The organism is Rhodospirillales bacterium RIFCSPLOWO2_02_FULL_58_16 (assembly GCA_001830425.1).
Taxonomy (GTDB): Bacteria; Pseudomonadota; Alphaproteobacteria; order Rhodospirillales; family 2-02-FULL-58-16; genus 2-02-FULL-58-16.
In genome coordinates, this window is the sequence record MIAA01000051.1 from 25661 (window position 1) to 37271 (window position 11611).

Sequence of the window (11611 nt, forward strand, 5' to 3'; positions counted from 1 at the left end):
GATTTCACTCAGTAGTGGTTATGCTGGTGAATGTGAACATTGCCGCCGCCGGCGTCTTTCAGGATGGCTTGCGCCCGGCGTTTGCGATTTTGGTCTGCGGCGCGCACCCACAGAATGACGCTGCCCGCCTCAAGGGAGCGGGCGAAGTCTTCGGTATGCGGCGTCGAGGTCGCCTGATCGAGAACTTCCTTGATGGCGACGCCTCCGACGGCGGCGCCGATAATGCCGGCAATGACGACGGCGAATTCTCCGCCGACCAGCAGGATGGCGCCCGACGCCACCAGCGGTCCCTCGAATTTCAGTTCGCCGACCAGGGAGGTGAGAACGTCCCTCCACGGTTTGCCGGGCTTGCCGGCGGCGTCGATGGATTCATGAGAAGACAGCACGCTCAGGTCTGATCGTTCAAATCCGGCGGCAATCAGCGCGTTGACGGCGGCCTCGAAGCCTTCGCGGTCGGCGAACAGGCCGACGACTTCACGGGTCGGCGCGGGGGAATTGTTATCATCGCTCACGGGGATACCCATCCTTGTTGATTATATTTCCTCCATTGTGCCTAATGCCGAGCGTGAATCATAGCCCCATCGGCGCTCTCAAACGGCGGGCTGATGTCATCCCGACAATCATGGCAATAAGGAAAATCAACGATTCAACATGACCATAGGCAATGGAGGCCACAGCGGGGCCGGGACAAAGACCGATGATTCCCCAACCGACACCGAAAATTGCGGCACCCAAAATAAGTGGGCGGTCAATTTCTCCTTTTTCGGGGAGATAGAATTTTTCTGCCATCATCGGTTTGGGATTTTTTAGAGTAAAGTGGTAGGCCACGCCTGTCACCGCCAGCGCTCCGCCCATAACCAGTAACAAACTGGGGTCCCACGCGCCAAAGGCATCAAGAAATGCCAGCACCTTGGCCGGGTTGATCATCCCGGAAACAGCTACGCCCAGACCGAACATGGCGCCGCAAAGAAGGGAGATTAGAATTTGCATTTACCCTCCCAGCACCTGTCTTAATATAGTGGCCGACAACACCGCCGCGCCCATGAAAACCATTGTGGCGACAAGAGAGCGTTTTGAGCGCCGGGCAATACCGCAAACTCCGTGACCGCTGGTGCAGCCGCTTCCCAAGTTAGTCCCCAGACCGACAAGCCCTCCTCCAACTATGAGCAACGGCCATGACTGGGAAATTGAAATCATTTCAGGCGCGAAGCCTAACCATTTTCCGGAAAAACCGCCAAGAACCAACCCGACGACAACCGCCAGCCGCCAAGCCATATCATTAGCATGAGGAGGCAACAACCCTCCGATGATTCCACTAATTCCGGTGACTCGACCGTTGCTCCACATGAAAAGGGCGGCAGCCAGACCTATGATCAGGCCGCCGACAAGAGAGGGGATGGGAGTAAACCCAATCATGGTTTCAGCACCAACTGGCCTGAGAAGAATCCGTGGCGCGCAGCATTTCCTGGATATTAGCCTCTATTACCCGGTAACCGACATTGCCGAACAGCTTTTGGCGGCCTTCGTTAAGCACGAAGGTTGGGCTTCCCTCAATATTTTGCTCACGTTGCATATTGTAATCCTCGCACAGCGCCGCCATGGCTGTCCCGTTCTTTAAGGTCGCCTTGATGTCCTTGGGGGGAATATCTAATTCACCGGCGATCCGCCATTGAACCTCGGTGTCGGCGATGTCCAGCGCATCTTTGAAAAACGCCTGCCTGAACGCCCAAGCTGTCTTTTCGAGTCCGGTGCTGTCGGCCAACTGAACCGCCTTGAGGAACAGGTGAGGACTTGCCGAAGACGCGGGTCTGGTTTTGCGCCATAGTTCATTATGGACGTTCACATGAGGGAACCGTTCGGCGACTTCTCTGACATGGTCGTCATACCCCTCGAAGCCTCCGCGATTTTTCCACCCGTCGTTAATTTTTAATCGGGTGTTTCCAAAGATGGAGATAAATCGTAAATCAATATCAACTTCTTCCGCGAAACGCTCCCGAAGTTCATCCACGCGCGCTTGGGCGCAATAGGCCCAGACGCATAGGATGTCGGAGAAATAGGTGACTCTGACCGGCTTTTTCATAAAATTGATTATAGCTGCTTCTTTAAGGAAAAGGCGCCGCGAATGTCGTCAATATTGAAGCCCCGAGCTTTGTCGTCGGGGTACAACTCGTAGAGTTTCTTGCTGACTTCGGGGTTTAGAGCGGGGCCGTGGCAGTTCATGCAAACTTCGCCGGTGGGTATGGCTTTCATAATGCGGAAGACCTTTTTGCCGTCCACGTCCAACACTTCGGCATAAGCAAGTTTATCGGCAGGCGTTCCCTCGGCTTTCTTTTCCTCGAACATCTTGAGTGTTTTTAGTTCCCAAGTGTCGGGTTTGTTTTTGGGGTTCCTCAGCTTGAGGCTGGTGCGGCTCACCGTCCATGCGCCGGAGGAGGCAGAAGACGTCAGCTCAGGCATCTTGATGTTGCAGACGCCGACGGCGTTGATGGGGCCGCCCGATTTCATGGCGCTTTGTAATTCGCCTTTCAGGGTATCGCTGAATTTCTTGATGATATCGACGCCTTCTTTACTATGAGTGTCAAGGTTTGCCGATAGGGCGGGTGTTAAAGGCAAGCAGGCGATGATCGCCGTAATGAATGAAGCTTTCTTGGTCATGGAAAATTCCTGGTCTTATTTCGTTATTGCACAGGTGTTCAAGCCGAAGATGGTATAGGCCGGGCAGAAGCCGATAAAAGCAGTCAGCAGCGGAATCAGCCCGACCCAGCCGAAAGGCGTTTGGGGACCGACGAAGACGATGGAAACCAGACCAAGGCCAACAATGATGCGCAGGGCTTTGTCTGCATTGCCTACATTTTTTTTCATGATTGTTTCCTCCACGAAAGAGTTAAAATGTTTATCTTTGTGAAGCAAACCACAGCCATGGCCGGGCCGTCTGTAACCTAGTCACATAAGCCCGGTCTTTTTCAAATCAGCGAGAGCGGCGGCGTTTAAGATTTCTATGCGTTTACGACTGAGGGCGACCCAGCCCCTTCGTTCAAACTCCTTAAGCTGGCGGGAGATTACTTCGCGCACGGAGCCTAACTCGGCGGCTAATTCCTGATGGGTTTTGTTTAGGCATTTTTCAGCGTCAGCGTGCTCCAGAAGGAACTGAGCCAAGCGCCCGTCAATGCGGTGAAAGGCCACTTCCTCAATGATCATCATTAAGTCAGATATGCGTTTACCGAAAATGGTGAATACGAACTCACGGAATTTTTCTGATGTGGCCAACAGGGAGCGGAAGGCGCTTTTGGGCAAGGCCACCGCCTTGACCTCGGTTTCGGATACGCCCTCGGCGCCGTAGGTCTCGCCGCACATGAGGCAACTGGTGGTGAGAACGCACGCCTGGCCATTCTCAACGCGGTAAAGAACGATCTCGCGCCCACTTTCGGAAATCTTTTGCACCCGCACAGAACCATCAAGAACCAAAATGTACTTGCCGCATTCGCTTCCCTCTTGGAACAAAACCGTCCCCGCAGGAACCGTCACCGGAGTCGCTGCGGCGCGGAGCGTCTTAAGCGGCTCCATTTCCAAATCCCGAAGCCCCGGAAAAGCGGCAACCCAGTCTTCATTCATAAAACCACCCAATTGCATATCTCTTAAATCATCGAATATTTCCTATCATACACCTGTCAAACCAATATTTCCCCATGCAACCTTAGAATCTGATCGTGAAGCATAGCCCCATCGGCGCTCCGTATGTTATGGTTGTCGCCATGCATGACCTGACCTCCATAGAACGCCCCGAAGCCGCTTCGCCGGCGGATTGCGCGGGTGACGTTACGCCGATGATGGCCCAGTTTCTGGCCATCAAGCGCAGGAATCCCGATTGCCTGTTGTTCTACCGCATGGGTGATTTCTATGAGATGTTCTTCGACGACGCCGTTGCCGCCGCCGAGGCGCTGGGCATTGCGCTGACCAGGCGCGGCAAGCATCTGGGCGAGGATATCCCCATGTGCGGAGTGCCTGTTCACAGCCACGATGTCTATCTGGCCCGTCTTATCCGCAAGGGGTTCAAGGTGGCGGTATGCGAGCAGATGGAGAATCCGGCCGAGGCCAAAAAGCGCGGAGCCAAATCGGTGGTGCGCCGCGACGTGGTCCGTCTGGTGACGCCGGGGACGCTGACCGAGGATACATTGCTTGATGCAAGGCGGCATAATTTTCTGGGCGCGGCGGCCGAGGTGCGCGGCGAATTGGGGCTGGCCTGGATCGACGTTTCCACCGGCGATTTTCAAACCCAGGCCGTTGCCTTGAATGAGTTGGGCGCCGTTCTGGCGCGGCTCGACGCCGGTGAATTGCTGATATCCGAGACGTTTATGCAAAAACCGGAGTTGTTCGAGACGCTGAATGATTGGCGGGAGCGGTTGACTTCCCTGCCGTCGAGTTGTTTCGACAGCGAGAATGCCCGCAAGCGTCTTCAGCTTCTTTATCAGGTAAAGACCATGGACGCTTTCGGCGAGTTCTCCCGCGCCGAGACGGCGGCCGGCGGCGCCCTGGTTGACTATGTTGAGCTGACGCAAAAGGGAAAAATGCCGTGTATTTCCCGGCCCCGGCGTCTTGAACGGGGGGCGGTGATGGAGATTGACGCCGCCACCCGGCGCAACCTGGAGCTTACCGTAGCCCTCAGCGGAGAGCGCGAGGGATCGCTGCTTGACGTTATTGACCGGACATTGACCGGCGCCGGGGCCAGACTTCTGGCGGCGCGTCTGGCGGCGCCGTTGACCGATCCGGCGGCTATCGGCAATCGCCTCGACATGGTTCAATTCTTCGTCGATGACGAGCGTCTGCGCGAGTCCGTGCGCGGCCTGCTCAAGCGCTGTCCCGATCTTGAACGCGCATTATCCCGCCTGACCGTGGGACGCGGCGGTCCACGCGACCTGGCGGCGGTGCGTGACGCTCTGGCGGTGATATCGAGCCTGCGCGAGGCTTTAAAGCCCGCCGAATTTCAGGGAATCCCCGACGGCGTCGCCGCCTGCATGAAAGAAATGGGCTTTCACGGCGAACTGGTGGACCGTCTGACCCGCGCCCTCGGCCCCGAACCCGGCTTGTACGCACGCGACGGCGGATTCATCGCCGCCGGTTATGCGCCGGAACTGGACGAACTGATTACGCTGCGCGATGAAAGCCGCCGCCTGATCGCCAATCTGCAAGGCAGGTATGCCGCCGAGACCGCCATTCAGGCCCTTAAGATCAAACATAACAATGTTCTCGGCTATTACATCGAGGTGGCGGCGGGACAGGCCGAAAGAATGCCGACGGGAGCGGATGCCCCCTTCATTCATCGTCAGACGATAGCCAACAAGGTGCGCTATGCGACGGTGGAACTGGGCGAGCTGGAGGGAAAAATCGCCCGCGCCGCCGAGCAGGCGCTGGCCCTTGAGTTAAAACTGTTTGAAGACCTGACGGGAGAAATTATCGGACGCTCGGAGGCGGTGGCCCTGGCGGCGCGGGCGGCGGCGGCGCTGGACGCGGCCTCGGCGCTGGCTCAATTGGCGGCGGACAGGAACTACAGCAGGCCGGTAGTCACCGCCGGCCGTGACTTTGAAATCACAGGAGGCCGCCACCCGGTGGTCGAGGCGGCGCTGGAGAAAAGCCAGGACGGAGTCTTCGTCGCCAACGACTGCGATCTGGGCAATGAACGACGCCTGTGGCTGCTGACCGGCCCCAACATGGCGGGCAAGAGCACTTTCCTGCGCCAGAACGCCTTGATCGCCGTGCTCGCCCAGATGGGTTCTTACGTTCCGGCGCACAGCGCCCGCATCGGCGCCGTTGACCGGCTGTTCTCGCGGGTCGGCGCCGCCGATGATCTGGCCCGTGGGCGCTCCACCTTCATGGTCGAAATGGTGGAGACCGCCGCCATCCTCAACATGGCCGGTCCCGGAGCGCTGGTCATCCTCGATGAGATCGGGCGCGGCACCGCCACCTTCGACGGCTTGTCCATCGCTTGGGCGGTGGTTGAGCATCTGCATGAAACAAACCGCTGCCGGGGCCTGTTCGCCACTCATTACCATGAACTGACGTCGCTGGCGGCGAAGCTGAAGGCGCTGTCCTGCCACACCATGCAGGTCAAGGAATGGAAAGGCGACGTGGTGTTTCTGCACGAGGTTGCGCCCGGCGCCGCCGACCGCTCCTACGGCATCCATGTCGGAAAGCTGGCCGGTCTGCCGGAGACCGTCGTCGCCCGCGCCGAGCAGGTGCTGGAAACCCTGGAGAAAGGCCGGCAATCGGGGGTCATAACCAAACTGGCCGACGATCTGCCTCTGTTCGCCGCGTTGACTGAAAAGGCGCCGCCGCCGGCAACCATCAAGACCGCCGCCGCCGTGGAGGCCCTGCACGGGATAAATCCCGACGACCTGACGCCGAAGGAGGCGCTGGACGCGCTTTACAGGGTGAAGGGATTGCTGGATGGATAGGCGTCAGCCTTTTGTTCTTAACCGATGATCACCATTCAAAATCAGCACGCCATAATCGATCGCGAGGCTTTAGCCGGAAAATTGGCTGAAATCGCCGAGTGGTCCGGCTATTCGTCAAAAACTCATCCGAACGTGCTCGCCATCCTCAAGGACGCCCTTAATAACGGACGTAACGAAGTCCGCCGCCGCTTCGAGAGCGAGGGCGCCAAGGGGTCAGAGGTGGTAAGCGCCAACGCTTTCCTGGTTGATCAGTTGATGCGGGTGATTCACGATTTTGCCCTTGAATATGTCTATCCCCTGGCCAATCCGACCACCGGCGAGCGACTCTCGGTGGCCGCCACCGGCGGCTATGGAAGGGGGGAGTTAGCCCCTTATTCCGACATCGACCTGATGTTCCTGCTGCCCTACAAACGCACGCCCCATATCGAGCAGGTGGTGGAGTTTATGCTCTATCTGCTGTGGGACATGGGACTGAAAGTCGGCCACGCCACCCGTTCCGTGGACGAGTCCATTCGTCTGTCCAAAGAGGACCTGACTATCCGCACCAGCCTGCTTGAAGCCCGGTGGTTGTTGGGCAATGAAGCGCTCTTCAATGATTTCAAACGCCGTTTTATCAGCGAAATAGTCTCCGGCAGCGGCGCCGATTTCGTTGATGAAAAGCTGGCGGAGCGCAATGCCCGCCATGAACGCATGGGCGGTTCCCGTTACATGCTGGAGCCGAACATCAAGGAGGGAAAGGGAGGGCTGCGCGACCTGCAAACGCTGTTCTGGATCGCCAAGTATCTCTATCAGGTGGATGACGTCAACGGCCTGACGGCGCGCGGCGTATTGACGCAGGACGACGCGAAGCGGTTCGGCAAGGCGCAGGAGTTTCTGTGGACGGTGCGCTGTCGCCTCCATTACCTGTCCGGCCGACCGGAGGAACGGCTGAGTTTCGACGCCCAGACCGTTATCAGCGTGCGCATGGGCTATGCGGACGAAGAGGGCGCCGGGAACGGGGGCGGGGCGCGGGGCGTCGAGCGCTTCATGAAGGACTATTTCCTGATCGCCAAGGATGTCGGAGACCTGACGCGCATCCTGTGCGCCGTTCTGGAGGAGGCGCAGAAAAAGCGCCGCTTCCGCATGCCGTCAATGTCGTTGCTTACTCGCCCCGTAAAGGGCTTTCGCGTCGACGGCGCCCGGCTGATGGTGGAGAATGATCGTGATTTCGAGCGTGACCCCGTCAAGCTCATCCGGCTTTTTCACGAGGCCCAGAGTCATGGACTGGATATCCATCCCCAGGCCTTGCGTCTGGTCACCCGGAACCTGCATCTGATTAACGATGATCTGCGTGCGAACGAGGCGGCCAATCGCCTGTTCATGGCGATGCTGACTTCCGGCAAAGACCCGGAAAAAGCCCTGAAACAACTCAACGAGGCCGGGGTTCTGGGCTTGTTCATCACCGAGTTCGGGCGCGTCGTCGCCCATATGCAATACGACATGTATCATGTCTATACGGTGGACGAACACACCATCCGCGCCATCGGCGTCCTGCATAATATCGAGCAGGGTCGGTTCAAGGACGAACTGCCGGTAGTCAGCGCCGTCATCGGTGAGTTGCAATCGCGCAAAGCCCTTTATGCGGCGGTGCTTCTGCATGACATCGCCAAGGGCCAAAAAGGCGACCACTCCGAGGTCGGATCCGGGATCGCCCGTGATCTGGGGCCGAGGCTGGGATTAAGCGAGTGGGAAACCGAAACGGTTTCATGGCTGGTGCTTCATCACCTGCTGATGAGCAGTACCGCTTTCAAGCGCGATCTGGATGATCCCAAGGCCATCGGCGATTTCATCAAAATTGTTCAGTCTCCGGAGCGGCTGCGGATGCTGACGGTCCTGACCGTGGCCGATATTCGCGCCGTCGGCCCGCAGGTCTGGAACGGATGGAAGGGAGGGCTGTTGCGCGAACTCTACTACCGCGCATTGGACGAAATTACCGGCGGCGCCGGGGCCGGAAGCCAGGAATCCCGTGTCGGCGATGTCAAGCAGGCCCTGCGGGAACGGTTAAAAGACTGGGGGCTTGCCGATGTGGAAAAACATATCGAGCGCGGTTATCCGGGTTACTGGCTTACCTTCGATGCCGATACGCTGGCCTCTCACGCCCATCTTGTTCGCAAAGCCGAGCAGGAAGGACTTGACCTGCATATTGAAACGCGGGTGGATGATTTTCTTGATGTAACGGAAATCGTAATCTATACCGCTGATCATCCCGGACTGTTCTCGCAAATCGCCGGAGCCATGGCCCTCAGCGGCGCTTCGATCGTTGACGCCAAGATCGTTACCTTGTCGAACGGCATGGCGCTGGACACTTTTTCCATTCAGGATTCCGGCGGCGGCGCCTTTGCCGATAAAAAACAACTGGAGAAACTGCGGCGGCGCACCGAGGAGACTCTCGCCGGACAACTGGACCCCGGTCGCGCCCTGAACGCGCAACGCCGGCAGGCTTTGCCCGGTCGCGCCTCGGTCTTCGAAGTGCCGCCGCTGGTGCTGATTGATAACAAGGCCAGCGCCAACTACACGGTCATCGAGGTCAACGGACGCGACCGCTTGGGGTTCCTTCACGATGTTACCGCCGTCCTCAAATCCCTAGGCCTGCAAATATCCAGCGCCCATGTCTCCACCTACGGCGAGCGCGTGGTTGACGTGTTTTATGTTAAGGATATTTTCGGGCTGAAGGTGGACGGCGATGAGAAAATCAAAACCATTCACGATCTCCTTCTCAAGGCCGTAATTAACGGTTAAAAATCCTTATGGTATTTATGCGCTCCATCGCCACCATCGGCGCCTTCACCATGGCAAGCCGTGTTTTGGGATTCGTGCGCGACATCCTGATCGCTTCCGTTCTCGGCGCCGGCGTGTTGGCCGACGTCTTCTTTGTCGCCTTCAAGCTTCCCAACCTGTTTCGCAGATTGTTTGCCGAGGGGGCCTTCAACGCCGCCTTCATCCCCCTGTTCGCCGAGAGCTTGGAGGAGGACGGAAAGGAAGCGGCGCACGTCTTCGCCGAGCAGGCCTTGAGCGTGTTATTGTGGACGCTGCTGCTGTTTGTCGCAGCCTTTGAGGCGGCGATGCCGCTGTTCATGTATGTGTTCGCCCCCGGCTTTGCCGACGCGCCGGAAAAGTTTGAACTGGCGGTGACGCTGACCCGCATTACCTTTCCCTATTTGCTGTTCGTTTCCCTTGTTTCCCTGATGTCCGGGGTCATGAACTCATTGGGTCGTTTCGCGGCGGCGGCGGCGACGCCGATCCTGCTCAACCTGTGCCTGATCGGCGCTATTCTCGTTCTGACGCCGCTGATGGAAAGTCCGGCCCACGCCCTGTCCTGGGGCGTTTGCGGCGCCGGGGCGGCGCAACTGATCTGGATGTATGTTTTTTGCGCCCGCGCCGGCATGCCTCTGCGTCTTTGCCGTCCGCGCCTTACGCCCAAAGTGAAGCTTATGAGCCGACGGATTGTGCCGGTGGCGATCGGGGCGGGGGTCTATCAGATCAACCTGTGGGTTGACACCATTATCGCTTCGTTCCTGCCCACCGGCTCCATCTCATATCTGTTTTATGCCGACAGGGTGAATCAGTTGCCCTTGGGCGTCATCGGGGTGGCCGTAGGCACGGCGCTGCTGCCCTTGCTTTCGCGTCAATTGCGCGCCGGTCAGGAGGCAGAGGCCATGCACAGCCAGAACCGGGCGCTGGAGTTCGTTTTTTTGTTCACCTTGCCGGCGGCGGCGGCGCTGATGGTGATCGCCCATCCGGTAATTGCCGTCCTTTTCGAGCGCGGCGCCTTCGGCCCGACGGAGGTTCAAGCCACCGCTGCTGCGTTGGCCGTTTATGCCGCCGGCCTTCCGGCTTATGTGCTGGTGAAGGCGCTTGCTCCCGGTTTTTTCGCTCGCGGCGACACGGCGACGCCGGTCAAGGTCGCGGTCATTACCATGATCGTCAATCTGGTTTTGAATCTGGTCCTGATGGGACCGTTCCTTCATGTCGGAATCGCCATGGCGACAATGATCGCGTCATGGCTCAACGCCGGTCTGCTGGCCATTATTCTGATGCGTCGCGGCCATCTTGTGATTGACCAAAGGCTTGGATATCGCCTTCCAAGAATGGCCGGCGCCGGCGCCGGAATGGCATTATGCATGGTTCCCGCCATGTGGGGGCTGGCGGAGATGCTGGCCGGAGACATCCTGCATCGCGCTTCGGCTCTGGCGGGGCTTGTCGTCGGCGGCGCGGTTGTCTTCGCCGTGCTTGCCCAGATCAGCGGCGCCGCTAACCTGAAAGACGTAAAAAGCCTTATGAAAAAAGGGTGATCAGAAATCCAGGTTGATGTAGTGCTTGGCCGGCGGGGCGCCCGGAATATGGTCGTTAAGGAGAGGGCGGAAACTGGGCCGGGACTTGATGCGCGCATACCAGTCCTTGGCTCTTTCGTGATCGTCCCACGGCACGTCGCCCAAGTAGTCCACCGTTGATAAATGAGCCGCCGCCGCGATGTCGGCCAGCGATATATGATCGCCGCCGAGCCATTTGCGCCGCTCAACCAGATAGGTGATATAATCCAGGTGATGATGAAGGTTGGCGTGTCCGGCGCGGATGATCTTGGAGTCGGGTTGCCCCAGCCCGAGAAAGCGCTTCATCATCTTCTCGCCGACGAGGCTTTCGGTAACCTCGCGGTTGAACTTGATGTCGAACCAGTCGATCAGGCGGCGCACTTCGGCCCGCGCCTGCGGCGTATTGCCGAGCAGGGACGGCTCGGGGTAAATCTCTTCAAGGAACTCGCAGATGACGCCGCTTCCCGACAAAGCCGCGCCGTCAGGCTCGATCAGCACCGGGACATCGCCGGCCGGGTTGAGGGCGAGGAATTGCGGACGCCGCTCCCAGATGTTCTCCACATGCATATCGAACTCGATCTTCTTTTCGACGAGGACGATTCTGACCTTGCGGCAGAACGGCGAGAGCCATAGATGATGGAGGGTGCGCATGAGGCGGCAGTTATACCCGAACCTGTTAGAGCATTATCCGACCAAATTGAATCTTCTGCGCCGGAGGGATTTTTTGGCGCGGGCAGGAAAAGGGTGTAGCGCGTAGCGTACACTACGGGCAAGCCCTTTGACGAACCTGCGCCGAAAAAGACCCCGGCCCTT

11 protein-coding genes are annotated in these 11611 nt (G+C 58.4%); 3 read left to right on the top strand and 8 right to left on the bottom strand.

Annotated features, from left to right (window positions below; translation table 11 throughout):
* Positions 1-8: 8 nt before the first annotated feature.
* The 7 genes from A3H92_03825 to A3H92_03855 form a co-directional block, all read right to left on the bottom strand.
* On the bottom strand, positions 9-524 hold the full coding sequence (locus A3H92_03825) for a hypothetical protein (GenBank protein OHC73426.1): 516 nt from the start codon (positions 522-524) through the stop codon (positions 9-11).
* Between the two features lie 46 nt (positions 525-570).
* Positions 571-990, bottom strand: coding sequence for a hypothetical protein (locus A3H92_03830; GenBank protein ID OHC73427.1), 420 nt, complete (start codon positions 988-990; stop codon positions 571-573).
* Positions 991-1416, bottom strand: a complete 426-nt coding sequence (locus A3H92_03835; GenBank protein ID OHC73428.1) for a hypothetical protein — start codon at positions 1414-1416, stop codon at positions 991-993. It lies immediately after the preceding gene.
* A 4-nt stretch (positions 1417-1420) separates the two neighbouring features.
* On the bottom strand, positions 1421-2080 hold the full coding sequence (locus A3H92_03840) for a hypothetical protein (GenBank protein ID OHC73429.1): 660 nt from the start codon (positions 2078-2080) through the stop codon (positions 1421-1423).
* Positions 2081-2088: 8 nt separating this feature from the next.
* Complete coding sequence (locus tag A3H92_03845) at positions 2089-2655, bottom strand: hypothetical protein (protein ID OHC73430.1); 567 nt, start codon at positions 2653-2655, stop codon at positions 2089-2091.
* Positions 2656-2670: 15 nt separating this feature from the next.
* Positions 2671-2862 (bottom strand): hypothetical protein, encoded by a 192-nt coding sequence (locus A3H92_03850; GenBank protein ID OHC73444.1) that lies wholly within the window; start codon positions 2860-2862, stop codon positions 2671-2673.
* Between the two features lie 81 nt (positions 2863-2943).
* Positions 2944-3612: a Crp/Fnr family transcriptional regulator gene (locus tag A3H92_03855; protein ID OHC73445.1), complete on the bottom strand. Its 669-nt coding sequence runs from the start codon at positions 3610-3612 to the stop codon at positions 2944-2946.
* 212 nt (positions 3613-3824) lie between these two features.
* On the opposite strand from A3H92_03855, the gene A3H92_03860 reads away from it, so the two are divergent.
* The 3 genes from A3H92_03860 to A3H92_03870 are packed head-to-tail and all read left to right on the top strand — an operon-like array spanning position 3825 to position 10780.
* The gene (locus A3H92_03860; GenBank protein OHC73446.1) at positions 3825-6449 is read left to right on the top strand and encodes a DNA mismatch repair protein MutS; all 2625 of its coding nucleotides are present in this window, start codon (positions 3825-3827) and stop codon (positions 6447-6449) included.
* A 24-nt stretch (positions 6450-6473) separates the two neighbouring features.
* Positions 6474-9227 carry a [protein-PII] uridylyltransferase gene (locus A3H92_03865; protein OHC73431.1) on the top strand — a complete coding sequence of 918 codons (2754 nt, stop codon included), beginning with the start codon at positions 6474-6476 and terminating at the stop codon, positions 9225-9227.
* An 8-nt stretch (positions 9228-9235) separates the two neighbouring features.
* Positions 9236-10780 carry a murein biosynthesis integral membrane protein MurJ gene (locus A3H92_03870; protein OHC73432.1) on the top strand — a complete coding sequence of 515 codons (1545 nt, stop codon included), beginning with the start codon at positions 9236-9238 and terminating at the stop codon, positions 10778-10780.
* Here A3H92_03870 and A3H92_03875 read toward each other — a convergent pair whose 3' ends face one another.
* Positions 10781-11449, bottom strand: a complete 669-nt coding sequence (locus tag A3H92_03875) for a glutathione S-transferase (protein ID OHC73433.1) — start codon at positions 11447-11449, stop codon at positions 10781-10783.
* Positions 11450-11611 lie beyond the last annotated feature (162 nt).

Excerpts from the sequence above, each read along its gene's own strand:
- A3H92_03860 (OHC73446.1), top strand. The coding sequence starts at position 3,825 with ATGATGGCCCAGTTTCTGGCCATCAAGCGCAGGAATCCCGATTGCCTG.
- A3H92_03850 (OHC73444.1), bottom strand. The coding sequence starts at position 2,862 with ATGAAAAAAAATGTAGGCAATGCAGACAAAGCCCTGCGCATCATTGTT.
- A3H92_03830 (OHC73427.1), bottom strand. The coding sequence starts at position 990 with ATGCAAATTCTAATCTCCCTTCTTTGCGGCGCCATGTTCGGTCTGGGC.
- A3H92_03865 (OHC73431.1), top strand. The coding sequence starts at position 6,474 with ATGATCACCATTCAAAATCAGCACGCCATAATCGATCGCGAGGCTTTA.
- A3H92_03825 (OHC73426.1), bottom strand. The coding sequence starts at position 524 with ATGGGTATCCCCGTGAGCGATGATAACAATTCCCCCGCGCCGACCCGT.
- A3H92_03835 (OHC73428.1), bottom strand. The coding sequence starts at position 1,416 with ATGATTGGGTTTACTCCCATCCCCTCTCTTGTCGGCGGCCTGATCATA.
- A3H92_03845 (OHC73430.1), bottom strand. The coding sequence starts at position 2,655 with ATGACCAAGAAAGCTTCATTCATTACGGCGATCATCGCCTGCTTGCCT.
- A3H92_03870 (OHC73432.1), top strand. The coding sequence starts at position 9,236 with ATGGTATTTATGCGCTCCATCGCCACCATCGGCGCCTTCACCATGGCA.
- A3H92_03875 (OHC73433.1), bottom strand. The coding sequence starts at position 11,449 with ATGCGCACCCTCCATCATCTATGGCTCTCGCCGTTCTGCCGCAAGGTC.
- A3H92_03855 (OHC73445.1), bottom strand. The coding sequence starts at position 3,612 with ATGAATGAAGACTGGGTTGCCGCTTTTCCGGGGCTTCGGGATTTGGAA.
- A3H92_03840 (OHC73429.1), bottom strand. The coding sequence starts at position 2,080 with ATGAAAAAGCCGGTCAGAGTCACCTATTTCTCCGACATCCTATGCGTC.